This is a genomic window from Kitasatospora sp. NPDC098652 (assembly GCF_044760155.1).
In the GTDB taxonomy this organism is placed as follows: domain Bacteria; phylum Actinomycetota; class Actinomycetes; order Streptomycetales; family Streptomycetaceae; genus Kitasatospora.
In genome coordinates, this window is the sequence record NZ_JBIWAQ010000007.1 from 75266 (window position 1) to 94359 (window position 19094).

At 73.9% G+C, this 19094-nt stretch carries 17 protein-coding genes and 1 tRNA gene; 17 read left to right on the forward strand and 1 reads right to left on the reverse strand.

Translation table 11 applies throughout. The features are described 5' to 3' along the window. The first annotated feature begins 265 nt into the window (after positions 1–265). The 10 genes from ACIQWA_RS17690 to ACIQWA_RS17735 all read left to right on the forward strand — a co-directional run bounded on the left by ACIQWA_RS17690 (position 266) and on the right by ACIQWA_RS17735 (position 12970). On the forward strand, positions 266–1027 hold the full coding sequence (locus ACIQWA_RS17690; RefSeq protein WP_360228882.1) for a TIGR03936 family radical SAM-associated protein: 762 nt from the start codon (positions 266–268) through the stop codon (positions 1025–1027). A 435-nt stretch (positions 1028–1462) separates the two neighbouring features. Further along, a complete protein-coding gene (locus tag ACIQWA_RS17695; protein WP_402483452.1) occupies positions 1463–5083 on the forward strand; it encodes an Rne/Rng family ribonuclease in 3621 nt (1206 codons plus the stop codon). A 233-nt stretch (positions 5084–5316) separates the two neighbouring features. Further along, the gene (gene rplU, locus ACIQWA_RS17700) at positions 5317–5634 is read left to right on the forward strand and encodes a 50S ribosomal protein L21 (RefSeq protein ID WP_030233759.1); all 318 of its coding nucleotides are present in this window, start codon (positions 5317–5319) and stop codon (positions 5632–5634) included. A gap of 14 nt (positions 5635–5648) precedes the next feature. Further along, positions 5649–5906, forward strand: a complete 258-nt coding sequence (gene rpmA / locus ACIQWA_RS17705; RefSeq protein ID WP_030058248.1) for a 50S ribosomal protein L27 — start codon at positions 5649–5651, stop codon at positions 5904–5906. A gap of 116 nt (positions 5907–6022) precedes the next feature. Beyond that, positions 6023–7498, forward strand: a complete 1476-nt coding sequence (gene obgE / locus ACIQWA_RS17710) for a GTPase ObgE (protein WP_360228876.1) — start codon at positions 6023–6025, stop codon at positions 7496–7498. 310 nt (positions 7499–7808) lie between these two features. Continuing rightward, entirely contained in the window at positions 7809–8945 is a 1137-nt protein-coding gene (gene proB, locus ACIQWA_RS17715; protein WP_402483456.1) for a glutamate 5-kinase, read from the forward strand. Positions 8946–9108: 163 nt separating this feature from the next. Continuing rightward, positions 9109–9633, forward strand: a complete 525-nt coding sequence (locus ACIQWA_RS17720; protein ID WP_402483458.1) for a hypothetical protein — start codon at positions 9109–9111, stop codon at positions 9631–9633. Between the two features lie 172 nt (positions 9634–9805). Then, entirely contained in the window at positions 9806–11128 is a 1323-nt protein-coding gene (locus ACIQWA_RS17725) for a glutamate-5-semialdehyde dehydrogenase (protein WP_402483461.1), read from the forward strand. An 89-nt stretch (positions 11129–11217) separates the two neighbouring features. Next, positions 11218–11793, forward strand: a complete 576-nt coding sequence (locus ACIQWA_RS17730; RefSeq protein ID WP_402483464.1) for a hypothetical protein — start codon at positions 11218–11220, stop codon at positions 11791–11793. 115 nt (positions 11794–11908) lie between these two features. Beyond that, on the forward strand, positions 11909–12970 hold the full coding sequence (locus tag ACIQWA_RS17735) for a hypothetical protein (protein ID WP_402483467.1): 1062 nt from the start codon (positions 11909–11911) through the stop codon (positions 12968–12970). 88 nt (positions 12971–13058) lie between these two features. Here ACIQWA_RS17735 and ACIQWA_RS17740 read toward each other — a convergent pair whose 3' ends face one another. Beyond that, positions 13059–14147, reverse strand: coding sequence for a M48 family metallopeptidase (locus ACIQWA_RS17740; protein WP_402483470.1), 1089 nt, complete (start codon positions 14145–14147; stop codon positions 13059–13061). Positions 14148–14453: 306 nt separating this feature from the next. On the opposite strand from ACIQWA_RS17740, the gene ACIQWA_RS17745 reads away from it, so the two are divergent. The 7 genes from ACIQWA_RS17745 (at position 14454) to ACIQWA_RS17775 (ending at position 19063) form a co-directional block, all read left to right on the forward strand. After that, positions 14454–14600 carry a hypothetical protein gene (locus ACIQWA_RS17745; RefSeq protein WP_360228856.1) on the forward strand — a complete coding sequence of 49 codons (147 nt, stop codon included), beginning with the start codon at positions 14454–14456 and terminating at the stop codon, positions 14598–14600. 154 nt (positions 14601–14754) lie between these two features. Further along, a complete protein-coding gene (locus ACIQWA_RS17750) occupies positions 14755–14910 on the forward strand; it encodes a hypothetical protein (protein ID WP_350525618.1) in 156 nt (51 codons plus the stop codon). Positions 14911–15034: 124 nt separating this feature from the next. Continuing rightward, positions 15035–15667, forward strand: coding sequence for a nicotinate-nucleotide adenylyltransferase (gene nadD, locus ACIQWA_RS17755; protein WP_360228853.1), 633 nt, complete (start codon positions 15035–15037; stop codon positions 15665–15667). Positions 15668–15680: 13 nt separating this feature from the next. Then, positions 15681–17561, forward strand: a complete 1881-nt coding sequence (locus ACIQWA_RS17760) for a LytR C-terminal domain-containing protein (RefSeq protein ID WP_402483475.1) — start codon at positions 15681–15683, stop codon at positions 17559–17561. Positions 17562–17699: 138 nt separating this feature from the next. Continuing rightward, positions 17700–18158: a ribosome silencing factor gene (gene rsfS, locus ACIQWA_RS17765; RefSeq protein ID WP_350505427.1), complete on the forward strand. Its 459-nt coding sequence runs from the start codon at positions 17700–17702 to the stop codon at positions 18156–18158. After that, positions 18155–18802, forward strand: coding sequence for a histidine phosphatase family protein (locus ACIQWA_RS17770; RefSeq protein WP_360228988.1), 648 nt, complete (start codon positions 18155–18157; stop codon positions 18800–18802). The genes rsfS and ACIQWA_RS17770 overlap by 4 nt, the downstream gene beginning before the upstream one ends. A 188-nt stretch (positions 18803–18990) precedes the next feature. After that, positions 18991–19063 (forward strand) — tRNA-Ala (locus tag ACIQWA_RS17775). Positions 19064–19094: the final 31 nt, after the last annotated feature.

The following is a 19094-nucleotide window of genomic DNA, read 5'->3' on the forward strand; positions in this document are numbered from 1 at the left end:
CCACCGGCAAGAAGCTGCTGCCGCTGTCGGTCGTCAACAAGTAGTCGGGGCAGGGCGCTCGGCCCCCGGCCGGAGTGGTCCGGGCGGGGGTCGGTGGTGGGCGGCTGACCAGGGGCGGAGCGAGTGGGGCGGCGGGGCGCGTACCCTTTGGGGTGACAGAGTCCGGACAGTGGCGGGTTTGCGCCGCGCCGGACGGGGAGAACTGACTAAGGACTGAGCGACCCTGGCACGCCGTACGCCCGACGGTCCGCCGCCCGCGCCGACGGTGCAGCGGATTCGTCTCCGCTACACCAAGCGCGGCCGGCTCCGCTTCACCAGCCACCGTGACTTCCAGCGCGCCTTCGAGCGCGCCCTGCGCCGGTCCGCCGTTCCGATGGCCTACTCGGCGGGCTTCACCCCGCACCCGAAGGTGTCCTACGCCAACGCCGCCCCGACCGGGGTGGCGAGCGAGGCGGAGTACCTGGAGATCGGCCTGGCCGCCGTGCGCGACCCGGAGCAGCTGCGGGCGCAGCTGGACGAGTCGCTGCCGGACGGACTGGACGTGACCGACGCGGTCGAGGTGCGCACGCCCAACTTCGTGGAGCGCCTGGAGGCCTCCGAGTGGCTGGTGCGCCTGGACGGCGTCGAGCCGGCCGAGGCCGCCGAGGCGGTCCGCGTGTTCCTGGCCGAGGAGAAGGTCGAGGTCGAGCGCCGGACCAAGAACGGCGTGCGGGTTTTCGACGCGCGCGGTGCGGTGGCGGCGCTCGAAGCCGTCGAGCCGCAGGTCGACGGCGGTGCGGACACGGCGGTCGGAACCGGCCGCGATGTTCGGACGGGCCGTCCCTGTGCGATACTGCGCCTGGTAGTACGACACGCCACACCCGCCGTACGACCCGACGACGTATTGTCCGGTCTCCGTGCGACGGCCGACCTGGCGCCGCCGGTCCCCGCAGAGGTGACCAGGCTGGCGCAGGGGCCGCTCGACGAGGAGTCCGGCACGGTGACCGACCCGCTGGCGCTCGACCGCGCCGCGGCCCCGGCCGGCTGAGAAACGGCCGGCGGGCCGCGCGCTACCGCGTCCGCCTAGGGGGCGGAGGCCGGGTCCAGTGCCTCACTGGCCCCGACGGTCCTCCAGGGTTGCCGCGGCTCCCCAGGGGAGCGAGCGTCGTCGCAGCACAGGCTGGCCACTCGGGGCCCGCCGACCAGGACGGTCGGTGGGCTCGGGACCCCGTCCGGGAGCCACCCGGGGTTGGGGGACGGCTCAGCTTGGGAAAAACTCAGAAGACTGGTCAGACCAGAAGACTTTCGACACCCCGCGCAACGCGGGGCGCCGAGCGAGACTACGAGCCCCTGTGCGGCCTCGCGTCCGCACGGCGGCACCGTCAAAGGGTCCGGCCCGAGCATCCTCGCGATGCCGGCCGCCCACTGGTGCCGTGCCGTGCCCGGATGCGGAGCCCGGGGGCCTGACGGGAGATCCACCCGCATGCTCGATAACACCGACCCGCAGCAGGCTGCGGCCACGGAACAGAACGAAACCGCCGCGACCGGTGGTGAGGGCGCGTCCGCCGCGCCGCCGCGCCGTCGTCGCCGCGCGGTGTCCCGCCCGGCGGGCACCCCGCAGGGTGCGGCCGCCGAGACGGCCGAGACGGTCGTCCCGGCCGAGCCGACGGTCGTCCCGGCCGCAGCGGCCGAGGCGCCCGTCGAGGCGGCCCCGGTGGCCGAGAAGCCGGTCCGGGCCCGCCGGACCCGCAAGCGTGCCGAGGCCCCGGCCGGCGCTCCGGAGGAGACCGCGATCGTGGTCACCGCACCGGAGGCCGAGGGGACGAAGGCCCAGGAGAAGGCCGCCGAGCCGGTGGCCGAGGAGAAGGCGGAGAAGCCCGTTCGGGCCCGTCGGACCCGCAAGAAGGCCGAGGCCCCGGTCGAGGAGCCGGTGGCCGAGGCCGCCGCCCCCGCCCCGGTGGCCGAGCCGGTGGCCGAGCCGGTCGCCGAGCCGGTGGTCGAGGAGGCCCCGGCCGCTCCGGCCCGCCGCCCGCGCCGCCGTCGTGTGGTCGAGGCCGCGCCGGTGGTCGAGGCCCCGGTGGAGGAGCCGGTGGCCGAGGAGCCCGCCGTCGAGGAGGAGCCCGCCGAGGAGGAGGCCGTCGAGGCCGTCGCCGAGGCCCCGGCCGCCGCCGAGCCGGTCGCCGCCCCGGCCGCCGAGGCCGAGCCGCACCACCGGGTGCGCCGCCGCGCCGTCCGCCCGGCCACCGCGGTCTTCCAGGCTCCGGTGTTCCAGGAGCCCGCCCCCTACGTCGCGCCCGCCGCGCAGCAGCAGCCGCAGCAGACCGCCGCCGCCCCGGCGCCGGTCGAGGCCCCGGCCGTCGAGGCCGAGCGCCAGGACGAGGACGAGTACGAGTACAGCGGTGTCGGCCGCCGCCGCCGGGTCCGCACCCGGGTCGAGCCGAACCGCCGCAAGCCGGCCGCCGAGGCGCCGGCCAAGGCCGCGCAGGCCAAGGCTGCCCCGGCCAAGGCCGCCCAGGTGAAGGCCGCCCCCGTGAAGGCAGCTCCGGTCGAGGTTCCGGCCGTCGAGGAGCCCGTCGTGGAGGCCCCCGTCGCCGGTCCGGAGGCCGAGGACGAGTGGGAGGACGGCCGTCCGTCCCGCCGCCGCCGTCGGGGCGGCCGTCGCCGCCGCCGTGGCGAGGCCGAGGACTTCGAGGCCGCCGAGGCCGTCGAGACCGAGCAGCCCGCCGTCGAGGAGCCGGCCCGGGCCGTCGCCGACGAGGACGAGGAGGACGAGGACGACCTGGCCGCCGGCCTGTCCTCGTCGCGTCGCCGTCGCCGCCGTCGCCGCCGCAGCGGTGAGACCGGCGCCGTCGAGACCGCCGAGACCACCGAGGACGGCGTCCGCACGGTGGTGAAGGTGCGCGAGCCGCGCCGCCGCTCCACCGAGCCGTCGTTCGACCCGGACGAGGTGCAGTCCATCAAGGGCTCCACCCGTCTGGAGGCGAAGAAGCAGCGCCGCCGCGAGGGCCGCGAGCTGGGCCGCCGCCGGGTGCCGATCATCACCGAGGCCGAGTTCCTGGCCCGCCGGGAGTCGGTCGAGCGCGTCATGGTGGTGCGCCAGAACGGCCTGCGCACCCAGATCGGCGTGCTGGAGGACGGCGTGCTGGTCGAGCACTACGTCAACAAGGAGCAGGCCACCTCGTACGTCGGCAACGTCTACCTGGGCAAGGTCCAGAACGTGCTGCCGTCCATGGAGGCCGCGTTCGTCGACATCGGCAAGGGCCGCAACGCGGTGCTGTACGCCGGTGAGGTCAACTTCGGTGCGCTGGGCCACGGCGGCCCGCGCCGGATCGAGTCGGTGCTCAAGTCCGGCCAGTCCGTGCTGGTGCAGGTCTCCAAGGACCCGATCGGCCACAAGGGCGCCCGCCTGACCAGCCAGATCTCGCTGCCCGGCCGCTACCTGGTGTACGTGCCCGAGGGCTCGATGACCGGCATCTCGCGCAAGCTGCCCGAGAACGAGCGGGCCCGCCTCAAGCAGATCCTCAAGAAGATCGTCCCGGACGACGCGGGCGTGATCGTGCGCACCGCCGCCGAGGGCGCCTCCGAGGACGAGCTGACCCGCGACGTCCAGCGCCTCCAGCAGCAGTGGGAGGACATCCAGAAGAAGGCCGCGACCGGCAACGCCCCGGCGCTGCTGTACGGCGAGCCGGACATGACCGTCCGGGTCGTCCGCGACATCTTCAACGAGGACTTCACCAAGGTCATCGTCTCCGGCGACGAGGCGTGGCAGACCATCCACGAGTACGTCTCCAACGTGGCCCCGGACCTCGCCGAGCGGCTCCAGCGGTGGACCTCCGAGGTGGACGTGTTCGCCACCTACCGGATCGACGAGCAGCTGATGAAGGCGCTGGACCGCAAGGTCTGGCTGCCCAGCGGCGGTTCGCTGGTGATCGACCGCACCGAGGCGATGGTCGTCATCGACGTCAACACCGGGAAGTTCGTCGGCCAGGGCGGCAACCTGGAGGAGACGGTCACCCGGAACAACATCGAGGCGGCCGAGGAGATCGTGCGCCAGCTGCGGCTGCGCGACCTCGGCGGCATCATCGTGATCGACTTCATCGACATGGTCCTGGAGTCCAACCGCGACCTGGTGCTGCGCCGACTGCTGGAGTGCCTGGGCCGCGACCGGACCAAGCACCAGGTGGCCGAGGTCACCTCGCTGGGTCTGGTCCAGATGACCCGCAAGCGGGTCGGCCAGGGCCTGCTGGAGTCCTTCTCCGAGGCCTGCGTGCACTGCAACGGCCGCGGCGTGATCGTGCACATGGAGCAGCCGAGCGCCCACGTCCACGCCCCGGCGGCCGCCGTCGAGGCGGGCTCGGGCAGCGGCAAGCGCCGTCGCCGGGGCAAGGGCGGCGCGGGCCACGAGGAGCCGCAGGCCGTCGAGGCCGGGTCGGTGGCCGAGGCCGTCGCCGAGGCGGTCGAGGAGCCGGCCGAGCCGGTGCGCGAGGAGATCGAGGGCCAGCTGGCCCTGGAGGTCCCGGGCGTCGAGGCGCCGGCCGTCGAGGCCCCGGCCGTCGGGACCGTGGTGGTCGAGACGCCGAAGGCCGTGGAGGCGCCGGTGGCCGAGGCTCCCGCCCCCGCCGCCGCTCCGGCCGGCCGTCCGCGCCGCCGCGCGGTGCGCAAGGCGACGGCTCCGGCCGGTGCCCCGCAGGCCGCCGAGATCGTCGTGCTGCAGGCGAAGGCCGACGCGGCCCTGGAGGCGGCCCTGGCCGCCGCCGCCCCGGCCGCCGAGCCGGTGGCCGAGGCCGCGGCCGAGCCTGTCGCGGAGGTGGCCCCGGAGGCCGCCGCCGGGACCGTCGTCGTGGAGGCCGAGGTCGTCGAGGCCCCGGCCGCGGAGGCCGCCGAGGCTCCCGCCGCGGAGGAGGCCCCTGTGGCGGAGGCCCCCGCCGAGGAGGCTCCGGCGCCGAAGAAGCGGGCCGCCCGCAAGACCGCCGCGAAGAAGACCGCCGCCAAGAAGACCACCACGGCGGCCAAGAAGACCACCGCCCGCAAGACCGCGACCAAGCGGACGAGCGCGGCGGCCAAGAAGGCCGCGGCCGCCGAGGGTGATACGGCGGCCGAGTAGTGCCCACGCCGGGGGCGGGAGTCCTTCCCGCCCCCCGGCCGTACCGGCCGGTTTGCCCCCTGGGCGGCCGGTCCGTATTCTTGACCATCGGCGTGTCTACGCCGCGCTCCCGAGCACATCACCTCTCCGAGAGCACCGCGCCCTGTGCGCGCGCGTTCGGAGGGAGGCCCCTGTGTCCGTACCCAGGTGGCTGGCGTCGGGAGTTCCGACCGAGTTGGGAAAGTAGGTACCGCATGTACGCGATCGTTCGCGCAGGCGGCCGCCAGCACAAGGTCGCCGTCGGCGACGTGCTGGAGATCGACCGTATCGAGGCCAAGCCGGGTGACTCGGTGGAGCTCTCGACCATCCTGGTCGTCGACGGTGACGCCGTCACCTCCGACCCGTGGGTCCTGGCCGGCGTGAAGGCTCACGCCGAGGTGGTCGACCAGACCAAGGGCGACAAGATCGTCATCCTGCGCTACAAGAACAAGACCGGCTACCGCCGTCGTCAGGGTCACCGTCAGAAGCACACCGCGGTGCGCATCACCAGCATCGACTCGGTCAGCAAGTAAGGGGATAGCGAAAAATGGCACACAAGAAGGGCGCAAGCTCTACTCGTAACGGCCGTGACTCGAACGCCCAGCGCCTCGGCGTGAAGCGCTTCGGTGGCCAGGTCGTGTCGGCCGGCGAGATCCTCGTCCGCCAGCGTGGCACCCACTTCCACCCGGGTGCCGGTGTCGGCCGTGGTGGCGACGACACCCTGTTCGCGCTGACCGCCGGTGCGGTGCAGTTCGGCAACCGTCGCGGCCGCAAGGTCGTCAACATCGTGGCCGTCGAGGCCTGAGTCCGAACGGACTCCCGAGTCTGCTGAGGACTCACACTGAAGGGTGGGCCGGAATTCTCCGGTCCACCCTTCGCGCTTCACGTAGAAGAACCCTTCCCCGTACTGGAGGCACAACCATGACCACCTTCGTGGACCGCGTCGAACTGCACGTCGCCGCGGGTAACGGAGGCCACGGCTGCGCCTCCGTCCACCGTGAGAAGTTCAAGCCGCTCGGCGGACCGGACGGCGGGAACGGCGGTGAGGGCGGCAGTGTCATCCTGACCGTCGACGCCCAGGTCACCACCCTGCTGGAGTACCACCACTCGCCCAAGCGCAAGGCCACCAACGGCAAGCCGGGCGCGGGCGGCAACCGCACCGGCGCGGAGGGCGACGACCTCGTCCTGCTGGTGCCGGACGGCACCGTGGTGCTGGACCGCAAGGGCAACGTGCTCGCCGACCTGGTCGGCCACGGCACCAGCTTCGTCGCCGCCCAGGGCGGCCGCGGCGGCCTTGGCAACGCCGCGCTCGCCTCGGCCCGCCGCAAGGCCCCCGGCTTCGCGCTGCTCGGCGAGCCCGGCGAGTCCCGCGACATCGTGATGGAGCTCAAGTCCGTCGCCGACGTGGCCCTGGTCGGCTACCCGAGCGCCGGCAAGTCCTCGCTGATCTCGGTGCTCTCCGCCGCCAAGCCGAAGATCGCGGACTACCCGTTCACCACCCTCGTCCCCAACCTCGGCGTGGTCACCGCGGGTGACACCGTCTACACCATCGCCGACGTGCCCGGCCTGATCCCGGGCGCCAGCCAGGGCCGGGGCCTGGGCCTGGAGTTCCTGCGGCACGTCGAGCGCTGCTCGGTGCTGGTGCACGTGCTGGACTGCGCCACCCTGGAGCCCGGCCGCGACCCGCTGACCGACCTGGAGACCATCGAGGCCGAGCTCGCCGAGTACGGCGGTCTGGAGGACCGCCCGCGCCTGGTCGCGCTCAACAAGGTGGACGTCCCGGACGGCCAGGACATCGCCGACCTGACCCGCGCCTCGCTGGAGGAGCGCGGCTACCAGGTGTTCGAGGTCTCCGCCGCCTCCCGCAAGGGTCTGCGCGAGCTGAGCTTCGCGGTGGCGAAGATCGTCGCCGAGGCGCGCGCCGCCAAGCCGGTCGAGGAGTCCACCCGGATCGTGCTGCGGCCCACCGCCGTCGACGACGCGGGCTTCACCATCGAGGAGGAGGACGGCGCCTACCGCATCCGCGGCGTCAAGCCGGAGCGCTGGGTCCGCCAGACCGACTTCAGCAACGACGAGGCCGTCGGCTACCTGGCCGACCGGCTGGCCCGCCTCGGGGTCGAGGACCGGCTGTGGAAGGTCGGCGCGCACGAGGGCGACACCGTCATCATCGGCCCGGACGAGAACGCCGTCGTCTTCGACTGGGAGCCGACCATGGCCGCCGGCGCCGAGATGCTCGGCCGTCGCGGTGAGGACCACCGGATGGAGACCCAGCGCCCGGCGGTCGACCGCCGCCGCGAGAAGCAGAAGGGCCGGGACGCGGCCGAGGCCGAGTTCCTCGCCTTCGAGGCGCTCTCCAGCGGCCGGCAGGCCGCGATCGAGGACGACGAGGACCACTGAGTCGGCCCGCGACGAGGACCACTGAGTCCACCCGCGACGAGGACGACTGAGTCGGCCCCGCCGCGCAGCGGACGGCCCCGCCACCTGTCGAGGTGGCGGGGCCGTCCGCTTCGTTCTGCCGTGACGGTCCCTCACTTCGCCTGCGGGGCCTGGAAGTTGAGCAGCTCGGCCGAGTCCGGCCCGGTGGTCGGGGCGAGTCCAGCCGGTGAAACCCCTTGGGGACGACCTGCGGGGATCGCGTAGATTTCGGCCATGACGGCCGGGCCGGGCCCCGCCGCACCCGCACCACACCGGAAGGGCGTACAGCGAGATGAGCGAGGACTCACTGCGGGAGGAGGTGCTGACCGCACGGCGGATCGTGGTCAAGGTCGGCTCCTCCTCACTCACCACGGCGGCCGGCGGCCTGGACGCTGACCGGGTGGACGCCCTGGTGGACGCGCTCGCCAAGGTGCGCAGCCGCCCCGGGGCGCCCGAGGTGGTGCTCGTCTCCTCCGGCGCCATCGCCGCCGGGCTCGCCCCGCTCGGCCTGGACAGGCGGCCCAAGGACCTGGCCCGCCAGCAGGCCGCAGCGAGCGTCGGCCAGGGGCTGCTGGTCGCGCGGTACACCGCCTCCTTCGCCCGGTACGGCATCCGGGTCGGCCAGGTGCTGCTCACCGCCGAGGACGCCAGCCGCCGCGCCCACTACCGCAACGCCTACCGGACGCTGGACCAGCTGCTGGCGATGGGCGCGATGCCGGTCGTCAACGAGAACGACACCGTCGCCACCGCCGAAATCAAGTTCGGGGACAACGACCGGCTGGCCGCACTGGTCGCCCACCTGGTCCGGGCCGACCTGCTGGTGCTGCTCTCCGACGTGGACGGCCTCTACGACGGCGACCCGTCCCGGCCCGGCACCAGCCGGATCGCCGAGGTGAGCGGCCCGCACGACCTCGACGGCATCCAGATCGGCAGCGCCGGCAAGGCGGGCGTCGGCACCGGCGGCATGGTCACCAAGGTGGAGGCGGCCCGGATCGCCACCGGCGCGGGCATCCCGGTGGTGCTCACCGCCGCCAGCCACGCCGCCGACGCGCTGGCCGGGCGACCCACCGGGACGCTCTTCCGGCGCACCGGCAGCCGCACCTCCGACCGGATGCTCTGGCTGGCCCACGCCAGCAGCCCGCGCGGTGCCCTGCACCTGGACGCGGGCGCGGTCGAGGCGGTCGTCTCCGGCGGCGCCTCGCTGCTGCCCGCCGGGGTGACCAAGGTCGACGGGGAGTTCGCCGCGGGTGATCCGGTGGACCTTCTTGCCGAAAACGGCCACATCGTGGCTCGCGGACTGGTCAACTTTGATGCGAGGGAGTTGCCCCGCCTGCTCGGCCGGTCCACCCGCGACCTGGCCCAGGAGTTCGGCGCCGGGTACGAGCGGGAGGTCGTCCACCGCGACGACCTGGTCGTTCTGCACGGCTGACCGGCCGTTACGGCCGGCGGCCGGACGGCGCAGCGCGGTCGGTGGGCCGCTCCGTACCGGGAGCGGCCCGGCCGCGGGCGAGGAGGGGCGCAGCCGTACCGGTCGGCCGGGGGCCGGCGGGCCGGTGCGGGACGACACGAGATCGCCGAACAGGAGGCCGCCGGTGGAACGCAGGCGCGAGGCAGCGCTGACCGGAGGGACGGCGGGCCGGCGGCTGACCAGCATCGACGGCGGACGCGGGGACGGCCCCGCCGAGCCGGCCGGTCCGCCGTCGCAGGGGTCCGGCGGGGTGCGCCGGCTGCGGCCGCAGCGCGCGCAGGCGGCGGATCCGCCCAGCGTGCCGGAGCAGGCCCGGCTGTGGCACGTGGTGCTGAGCGTGGCCGGGCAGACCACGCCGCTGTCCGCGCTGCGGGCCTCGCTGGAGCGGCTGGCGCACGACCACTCGTTCTTCCTGACCGCCCGCTACGCGGCCGACCACGCCGAGATCCGCTACTGGGAGCAGGCCCGGGACCTGCACGATGCGGCGGCGATAGCGCTGCGGCTGTGGGGCGAGCACAAGGTGACCGCGAGCCTTCCGCCGTGGGAGATCGTCGGGCTGGAGGTGGTCGACCGGGCGACGTACCACAAGCGGGTCGCCGAGGGCTTCGGCGATCCGCCGCCGCACCTGGGCGGGGTGCACCCGTACTGAGGGCGGGGCGTACCGCGTACCGAGGGTGGGGTGCACCCGTACCGAGGGCGGGGTGCTCCCCGTACTGAGGTGGGGCGTACCGCGTACCGAGGGCGCGCGGAGCCGTCCGTGCGCCGTCTCACCCGGCGAAATGACGGCTCGGCGGAGCGGGTGCAGTCGCTACCCTTGCGGCATGACCAGCGACCTCGCCACCGCCGACAGCCCCGTCCTCGCCGTAGCGCGCCGTGCCCGGGAGGCGGCCGCCGCGCTCGCCCCGCTGCCGCGCCGGGCCAAGGACGCCGCGCTGCTGGCGATCGCGGACGCGCTGGTCGCCCGCAGCGCCGAGATCGTCGCGGCCAACGCCGAGGACGTGGCCCGGGCCCGCGCGGCGGGGACGGCCGAGTCGGTGGTCGACCGGCTGAGCCTGACCGGCGAGCGGATCGCCGCGATCGCCTCGGACGTGCGGGACGTGGCCGGCCTGGCCGACCCGGTCGGCGAGGTGGTGCGCGGCTACACCCTGCCGAACGGCCTGGACGTGCGTCAGGTGCGGGTGCCGCTGGGCGTGGTCGGCATCATCTACGAGGCCCGGCCGAACGTCACCGTGGACGCCGCCGCGCTCTGCCTCAAGTCCGGCAACGCGGTGCTGCTGCGCGGCTCCGCCTCCGCCTACCGCTCCAACACCGCGCTGGTCGCCGTGCTGCGGGACGCCGTCGTCGCGGCCGGGCTGCCGGCCGACGTGGTCCAGCTCGTCCCGGGGGAGAGCCGGGACTCGGTGCAGGAGCTGATGCGCGCCCGCGGCCTGGTCGACGTGCTGATCCCGCGCGGCGGCGCCTCGCTGATCCGCACCGTGGTCGAGGGTTCGACCGTCCCGGTGATCGAGACCGGCACCGGCAACTGCCACGTGTACGTGGACGCCCGGACCGATCTGGCGATGGCCGTCGGCATCCTGCTGAACTCCAAGGCGCAGCGGGTCAGCGTCTGCAACTCCGCCGAGACGCTGCTGGTGCACCAGGACGTCGCGGACGCCTTCCTGCCGCTCGCGCTGGCCGCCCTGGCCGAGGCCGGGGTGACGGTGCACGGTGACGAGGCGGTGCTCAAGGCCGCCGAGGGCACCGGCGTCACCGCGGTGCCCGCCACCGACGAGGACTGGGGCGCCGAGTACCTCTCGTACGACCTGGCGGCGGCCGTGGTGCCCTCGCTGGACGCGGCCGTGGAGCACATCCGCCGCTGGTCCTCGGGCCACACCGAGGCGATCGTCACCACCTCGCAGGCCGCCGCCCGCCGGTTCACCCAGTTGGTGGACTCGACCACGGTGGCCGTCAACGCCTCCACCCGGTTCACCGACGGCGGTGAGTTCGGCTTCGGCGCGGAGATCGGCATCTCCACCCAGAAGCTGCACGCCCGCGGCCCGATGGGCCTGCCGGAGCTGACCAGCACCAAGTACATCGTCACTGGTGACGGGCATGTCCGCGGCGAGGCGACGCAGACGGTGGGCGGGGGCGCGGACGCCGGGTGAGGGCGCCGCGCGGGGCGGTCGTCACACGTGTGACGGACCAACTGCCGGGAGCCACAGACAAATCGCCCGGCCGGTAATACGCTGAATCCGTGGCTGAGGATGTGGGGGGCTTGCCGTACCCCGACGGCGCCGACCACGGTGGTGCGGACGACGAGTTCGCCACCGTGGTCTTCGATGAGGCCTTCGTCCGGTCCGCCGCCGTGCACGAGCCGACCGCCAAGGAGCGGCAGCTCGCCGCCGCCGAGGCGCGGTTCGAGCCGGATTCCGCGGGACCGGGCTGGAGCTATGACGTGCCGGCCGGGGACGGGCTGCCGCTGGAGCTGCGCCCGTACCCGAGCGGACTCGACGAGGACCACCTCTACCCCGACCCCTGGTCGGGCCCGGGCCGGGCGGCCGGCCGCCAGGGCCGGCGCTGGGGCCGGCGCCACGACCCGGTGCGGGCCCGCGGGCGGTACGTGGCCCAGCAGCGCTGGCACCGGCCGGTGGCCTGGGTGCTGGCCGTGATCATGGGCGTGAGCCTGGTGGCGGTGGCGGTCGCGGCGGTCTACCAGGGCGTGGGCGGCTCCTCGGGGGCGCCCCGGCGCCCGGAGTCCGGCAGCAGCAGCCCGGGCGCGGACCCCCGGTCGGCGCCGGCCAAGCCGTCACTGGTGGCGTCGACTCCGTAGCGCGGCTCCGGGACGTGTCCAGGGGCGCACGCCCCGGGGCGGTGGTCACGGAGCGTTCCCGGCAATCTGCGCCGGGGCCCTCGTGGCGGGCCCGGTGTGCGCCTACCCTGGTGCTATGGGTGACCCGCGCGAGCCTCCTGAGGGTACGCCCGAGGGCGGTTCCGGCAATGAGGACGAGTTCCGGTCCGTCGTCTTCGACGAGTCGTTCGTCCGGGCTGCCCGGATCCAGGAACTGTCCGCCCGGGAGCGGCTCGCGGGCTCCTTCGGCAAGGCCACCCGCGCCCGGGTGCGGCTCGGGCCGCTGGGCAGCGTGCCGCGTCAGGCGCTGGCCCTGCTGCTGCTCATCCTGCTGGCCTTCGGGGCCGCGGTGTACTTCGGGGTGAACTCGCCCAAGGGGATCCCGGCCCGGCCGGAGGGCAGTCAACTGACCGTCAGCCTGGTCGCGTTGAGCCCGGCTTCGGCCGTACGCCCGGTCGCCGACCCGGCGCACCCCTTCGCCGCGCTGCCGCCCGGATACGGCGACGGGGCGGCCGGACTGAACACCCCGAGCGGCGCGGGCACCGAGCACTTCAGCAAGGTCGAGGTGACCAAGGCCCTCGACACCGTGCAGCGCTACCTGGTCGCCTCCTCGCTGACGCCGGCGGCGCTGGTCCAGGGCGCCACCACGGACGTGCGGGTCTTCGTCACGCCCGGTGAGCAGGCCCAGTTCGACGCGAGCGTCGCCCAGCCGGTGGACGACCGGCACCACGCGGTGACCGGCTGGATCGTCCGCTTCGACCCGGCGCAGGTCGCGCTGGCCTCCGACACCGTGAAGGTGGTCGGCGCGATGCGGGTCGACGAGTCGGACGGCGGGACGCTGCAGATCACCACCGACCACACCTTCGTCTACGCGTTGAAGCCCGCCGGGGCCCCGGCCGGCGCCCCGGTCACCCTGGAGACCGTGCGGCGCGAGCTGACCTTCCAGCTCGACCGGGTCGACCTGGGGCAGGCGCAGCTGCGGCTGGTGGACGCGGTGCTGCAGGCCGGCCCGGAGCCGTGCACCACCTCGATGGCGGGCTTCCTGCAGCCGGTGCTGGCCACCGCGCAGGGCACGGCGGTGGCCGCGCCGACGCCGGTCGACCCGGGCAACCACGCGCGGCCGGCCTGGCAGGTGTGCGGGGTGCTGGCCGGGAGCTGAGCGGTACCGGACGAAGTGCGGCCGGTGACCCGGGCGGGTCACCGGCCGTGGGTGCCGGAGCGGTGGCGGGGGAGGCTCCCTGCCGAGGTCAGCCGTCGGTGCGGTTCCCGGAGCCGCCGTGCTCCCCGGTGCCGTTGCGGGGGCCCGAGTCGTTGCGGCCGCCGCCGGTGAAGGTGTCCCGCAGCTTGCCGCCGACGGTCGCGGCGCCGCCGGCCACGTCCCGCAGCAGGCCCATCAGCGGGTCCTTGCTCTCCTTCACCGAGGTCGTGTAGTGCTCGGCGGCGGCCTTCCACTGCTCGCCGACCGAGGCGTCCCGGTCGTCGGTGCGGCGCGGGTAGGCGCCGGCCATGATCGAGCGGTACTCGTCGCTCTCCGCCCACTTCTTGAGCTGGGCGACCCGGACCACCGCGAACGGGTGGGTCTGCGGCAGCAGCTGGAGCAGCTTGAGGACGCCGTCGCGCAGGTCCCCGGCCTTCTCGTACTCCTCGGCCTGCTCCAGGAAGGCGTCGACGTTCATCTCGGCCAGGTTGTGCCCGCCGGCCAGCTTCATCAGGGCCCGCATGGACGCCTGGAGGTCCTGCCCGGCGAGCAGGCCGGCCCGGTCGCTGGACAGCTCGGCCTTGCGGAACCACTCCTTGAGCGCGGTGACGATGGCCATGATCGCCAGGTTGCCGAGCGGCACCCAGGCGATCCGGGTGGCGATGTTGGTGAGGATCATCAGCATCGTCCGGTAGACCGCGTGGCCGGACATCGCGTGGCCGACCTCGTGGCCGATGACGGAGCGCAGCTCCTCCTCGTCCAGCAGCTCGACCAGGCCGCTGGTGACCACGATGATCGGGGTGTCGATGCCGATGGTGAACGCGTTGACCGTCGGGTCCTGGCTGACGTACAGGTCCGGGACCTGCTCCAGGTCGAGCACGTAGGCGGCGTCGCGGACCATGCTGTACAGGTCGGGGAACTGGCGCTCGGAGGTCTTCACGGCGGTGGCCAGGAACATCAGCCGGATCGAGCGCTCGGAGACCAGCCCGGCGAGCTTCCTGAGGACGTCGTCGAAGCCGGAGAGCCGGCGCAGGGCGACCAGCGCCGAGCGGTCGGCGGGGTGCTCCCAGGCCCGGGTGGAGATCTCGGGGAAGCGTTGGCGACGGCGGCTCGGTGCGTTCGCGGTCGTGTCGGTCATGGTCTGCGTACCTCCTGGTCGACGGCGGTCCCGGTGCAGCGCCCGGCCCCCCGCTGGTCTTCGCCTGCAGTGACTCGTCTGCAACGACTGCCTGTGCAACGTCCGCGGTTGCGTACTCGTCCCCGGGGGCGGCCGGAGCGGCGCCGGGGGAGGGGTCGGCGGCGGCGTGGGGACGGGCCGGCGGAGGGCCGGGCGCGGCGCGGGGGCCGGTGGGCGGTGCCGGTGTGAGGCCGGTTTACCCTGAATGCCCTGGAGAACCGAGACCGGACCCGGCCGCGGTACCGAGCAGTTCGAGGAGTCCCTCAGATGTCCACCGAAGCGCTGGTCAGCCTGGCCACACCCATCTCCGACGAGGCCGGCCCGGGCCTGTTCCTGCGGATCATCGTGATCGCCTCCTTCGTCGGGATCGGACTGCTGGTCTGGATCATGGCCCGCGCCTTCCGGGGCCAGTAGCCGCCGCGTCCCACTCGGTTCGCTCACGCCCGGTCAGCGGCGGTGGGCCGCCGAGCGGTTGCCGCGCAACCCCCCGTACGATGACGGATGGGCCCTCACCGGCCCGGAACCACCCCCCAGGTCCGTTCACCGAGCCGAGAAGGTCCCGCCGACCATGAGCACTGCTGCCGCACTCCCCGTCCTGAACCTGCTCGCCGAGGGCGAGGGGGGCAACCACGACAGCCTGAACCCGCTGCTGACGGGCGGCGCCGCGCTGTTCATCCTGCTGCTCCTGCTCTTCATCACCACCCGCTTCAACCGGGACCGCTGAGCCCGGTCCCGGGACGGCTCGGGGAGCGTCCGGCCAGTGCGCCGGCCGCTCCCTCACGCATCTGCGGGCAACCCCCACACGGGCGTTCCCGCACCGCAACGGGCGTCGCGTAAGGTGTGGCGGCATGGGAGAGCAGGCCGGGAATCCCGGCGGACCGGAACCGGTGAAGAAGCGCCTCGGAGTGATGGGCGGCACCTTCGACCCGATCCACCACGGCCACCTGGTCGCCGCGAGCGAGGTGGCGAGCGCGTTCCACCTGGACGAGGTGATCTTCGTCCCGACCGGTGAGCCCTGGCAGAAGAGCGACCGCCAGGTCACCCCGGCCGAGGACCGCTACCTGATGACGGTCATCGCCACCGCCGAGAACCCGCAGTTCTCGGTGAGCCGGATCGACATCGACCGCGAGGGCCCGACCTACACCGTCGACACCCTGCGCGACCTGCACGCCCTGCACCCGGCCGCCGACCTCTTCTTCATCACCGGCGCCGACGCGCTGGCCCAGATCCTGTCCTGGCACGACTCGGACGAACTCTTCTCGCTGGCCCACTTCATCGGCTGCACCCGTCCGGGGCACACTCTGTCGGACGCCGGGCTTCCGGTGGGCGGGGTCTCCCTGGTGGAGGTCCCGGCGTTGGCCATCTCCTCCACGGACTGCCGCAACCGGGTCGCCAAGGGCGAGCCGGTCTGGTACCTCGTCCCGGACGGGGTGGTCCGCTACATCGACAAGCGGGCGCTGTACGCGCCGCACGGGACCTGAGCCAGGAGCGGGCGTGACCGATCGCAGCGGTAACGGCAGCGGCAACGGCGGGCAGCAGCCGGAGGAGTGGTCCACCGGCCAGTACCAGCAGCCGTACCAGGGGCAGGGCCAGGGTCAGGGACACCCGCAGGGGCAGCAGCAGCCCCCGGCGTACGGGCAGCAGTACGAGCAGCAGTACGAGCCGCAGGCGTACGACCAGTACGACCAGTACGGGCAGCCGGTGTACGGGCAGGGCACGTACGGCGGGCAGCAGGCCCAGGGCTACCAGCAGACCGGGCAGTTCCCGCAGCAGCAGGGGTACGGGCAGCAGTACGACCCGCAGCAGTACGAGCCGCAGACGTACGACCAGTACGGGCAGCCGGTGTACGGGCAGGACCCGTACGGGGGCTACCAGCAGCAGGGGTACCAGGGGCAGCAGGGGTACCAGCAGCCGTACCAGGCCGCGCCGGTGGTCGCCGAGCCGCAGCCGACCGTGCCCCAGCCGTCCGCCCCGGAGCCGTCCGCCCCGGCGGGGCCCGCCGTCGTACCGCCGCCGCGCCGCCGGACCCCCCGGCCGGCCGCGGAGGCCACCCCGGCCGCGGCGGAAGCGCCCTCCGAGCAGGTGGCCGGGGCCCGGCCCGGGAAGGCCGGCGGCCGGGCGCCCAAGGACTCCTACCAGACGGGCGAGTTCACCTTCGTGGACGAGGAGGCGGAGGAGTCCGAGGACGTCATCGACTGGCTGAAGTTCGCCGAGTCCCGCAGCGAGGTGCGCGCCGAGCGCCGCCGCAAGCTCAAGAACCGGCTGATCGGCCTCGGCGTGGTGCTGGCGCTCGCGGCCGGCGGCGTCGGCGGCTACCTGTGGTTCACCGGGGACAAGCCGACCGCGGCCGCCGCGGCGGGCGGGCGGCAGGTCAACGTCGTCCACCTGCGCGACCTCCAGGGCAAGGTGTCCAGCGCGCTGCTGGTCGACGACGCCTCCGGGCACAAGGGCACGGTGCTGCTGCTGCCCGACGTGCTGCGGCTGCCCGGCCCGGGCGACCCGCCGGTGACCACGGTCGGCCAGGCCATGGACGCGATCGGCGCCTCGGCGACCCGCGACGGCCTGTCCACCGTGCTCGGCGCCCCGGTGGCCGGCACCTGGCGGCTGGACACCCCGTACCTGGAACTACTGGTCTCCCAGCTCGGCGGCGTCCGGGTGGACACCAACGCCGAGACCCACGAGGGCGGCAAGCCGGACGGCAAGCTGCTCTCCGCGGCGGGCAAGAACACCCTGCTCAGCGGGAAGGCCGCGGTCGCCTACGCCACCCTCCAGGGCCCGGGCGAGAACCGGGACGCCCAACTGGCCCGGTTCGGCCAGGTCATGGACGCCGTGGTGCGCACCATGCCGACCCAGTTCAAGGACGCCAAGGACGACGTGCACCGGATGAACGCGGTGCTCGACCCCTCGCTGCCCGAGGACGCCCTGGCCGGCGTGCTCGCCCAGCTCTCCCAGCAGGCCAAGGACGGCCACTTCGGCACCACCGCGCTGACCGTCAAGCCGGACGGCACCCTGGACGAGGCCACCGCCGGCAAGCAGGTCAAGGACGTGCTCGGCGGCACCGTGAAGTCCGCGGCGGCCGGCGACGCCCCCGCCCGGGTCTCCCTCCAGGACGCCTCCGGCAACGACGCGGCGGGCGCCGCGGCCCAGGTCCAGATCGTCAACTCGGGCCTGACCTTCATCCCGGGCGGCGCCAAGACCGCGCCGCAGGCCACCAGTGAGATCCGCTACACCGACGACGCCCGGCAGGGCGCGGCGAAGTCCCTGGCGACCAGCCTGGGGCTGCCGGACACGGCGGTGAAGAAGGTCGGCGACGCCCAGAACGCGGACCTGGTGGTCGTGCTCGGCAAGGACTACCAGCCGCCGAAGACCCCGTAGCGGAGCGGCTCCGGCCCCTCGCCCGCCCCCGCGGCCCCGGAAAAGCGTTCCGAGGCCGCGGGGACGGCGTGAGATCCTGGAAGGCGACCCCTGCCGCCGCGCGGGGGCCGCCCCAAGCCGCCGAGCCGGAAGAACACCGTGACCGTCACCGACCACAGCCAGCAGCTCATCAACGTCGCCGCCCAGGCGGCGGCCGACAAGCTCGCGCACAACATCATCGCCTTCGACGTCAGCGAGGTGCTGTCGATCACCGACGCCTTCCTGATCGCCTCCGCGAACAACGACCGCCAGGTCCGCTCGATCGCCGAGGAGATCGAGGACCAGCTGCGCGAGCAGCTGGACATCAAGCCGGTGCGCCGCGAGGGCGAGCGCGAGGGCCGCTGGATCCTGCTCGACTACCTGGACATCGTCGTGCACGTCCAGCACTCCGAGGAGCGCTCCTTCTACTCGCTGGACCGCCTCTGGAAGGACTGCCCCGAGCTGCCGCTGCCCGCGGACGCCCTGGAGTCGCGCAACCGCCCCGACGCGATCACCGACGACGCCGGCAACGCCGTCGCCCCGGCCGACGACTTCGGCAAGCCCGAGGACCTGCACTGAGTAGGGACGCGCGCGGCCCGCGCATCGTCTTCTGGCGGCACGGCCAGACCTCCTGGAACCTCGAATCGCGCTTCCAGGGCACCACGGACATCGACCTGACCGGCCAGGGCGTGCTGCAGGCCCAGCGGGCGGCCCGGCTGCTCTCCGGCCTGCGCCCCGACCTGCTGATCTCCTCGGACCTCAAGCGCGCCCGGCGCACCGCCGACGAGCTGGCCGCGGTCACCGGACTGGACGTGCAGCACCACGAGGGGCTGCGGGAGACGTACGCGGGCTCCTGGCAGGGCCTGACCAACGCCGAGATCCGCGAGCGCCACCCGGAGGAGTACGCGGCCTGGGCGGCCGGGGAGCCGGTGCGCCGCGGTGGCGGCGAGCTGTCCACCGAGGTCGCCGACCGCTCGGTGCCGGTGGTGCTGGAGGCGGTCGCCAAGCTGCCGGAGAACGGCACCCTGGTCGTGGTCAGCCACGGCGGCACCATCCGGACCATGCTCGGGCGGCTGCTGGGCCTGGAGCCTCCCCTGTGGGAGTGCTTTGGCGGGCTGTCCAACTGCTGCTGGTCGGTGCTCGGCAGCGGGGCGCGCGGTTGGCGGCTGCTGGAGCACAACGCGGGCACGCTCCCGCAGCCGGTGATCGGCGACGACACCTGACGGCACTCGGCGACGGGGGCTCGGCGGCAGGCACCCGGTGACGGGGGCGTCGCGGGTGCCGGTGACGGAGGCTTCGAGGGGGCCCGGAAGGAGCGGATTTCGCAGTTCCGGGCCTGACCAGCTAGAGTCTTCCTCGTTCGCAGGGAAGGAACGCGGCCCGGAAGGGAAGCGGGAGATCCGGTGAGTGCGGGGCTATAGCTCAGTTGGTAGAGCGCTTGCATGGCATGCAAGAGGTCTGGGGTTCAATTCCCCATAGCTCCACTCCGCATCGGCGGTCGTGGACATCGGAGTT

What these genes read in the sequence shown, in the direction of transcription:
- ACIQWA_RS17695 (WP_402483452.1), top strand. Translation starts at nt 1,463, where the DNA reads ATGCTCGATAACACCGACCCGCAGCAGGCTGCGGCCACGGAACAGAAC.
- rplU (WP_030233759.1), top strand. Translation starts at nt 5,317, where the DNA reads ATGTACGCGATCGTTCGCGCAGGCGGCCGCCAGCACAAGGTCGCCGTC.
- rpmA (WP_030058248.1), top strand. Translation starts at nt 5,649, where the DNA reads ATGGCACACAAGAAGGGCGCAAGCTCTACTCGTAACGGCCGTGACTCG.
- obgE (WP_360228876.1), top strand. Translation starts at nt 6,023, where the DNA reads ATGACCACCTTCGTGGACCGCGTCGAACTGCACGTCGCCGCGGGTAAC.
- proB (WP_402483456.1), top strand. Translation starts at nt 7,809, where the DNA reads ATGAGCGAGGACTCACTGCGGGAGGAGGTGCTGACCGCACGGCGGATC.
- ACIQWA_RS17725 (WP_402483461.1), top strand. Translation starts at nt 9,806, where the DNA reads ATGACCAGCGACCTCGCCACCGCCGACAGCCCCGTCCTCGCCGTAGCG.
- ACIQWA_RS17735 (WP_402483467.1), top strand. Translation starts at nt 11,909, where the DNA reads ATGGGTGACCCGCGCGAGCCTCCTGAGGGTACGCCCGAGGGCGGTTCC.
- ACIQWA_RS17740 (WP_402483470.1), bottom strand. Translation starts at nt 14,147, where the DNA reads ATGACCGACACGACCGCGAACGCACCGAGCCGCCGTCGCCAACGCTTC.
- ACIQWA_RS17745 (WP_360228856.1), top strand. Translation starts at nt 14,454, where the DNA reads ATGTCCACCGAAGCGCTGGTCAGCCTGGCCACACCCATCTCCGACGAG.
- ACIQWA_RS17750 (WP_350525618.1), top strand. Translation starts at nt 14,755, where the DNA reads ATGAGCACTGCTGCCGCACTCCCCGTCCTGAACCTGCTCGCCGAGGGC.
- nadD (WP_360228853.1), top strand. Translation starts at nt 15,035, where the DNA reads ATGGGAGAGCAGGCCGGGAATCCCGGCGGACCGGAACCGGTGAAGAAG.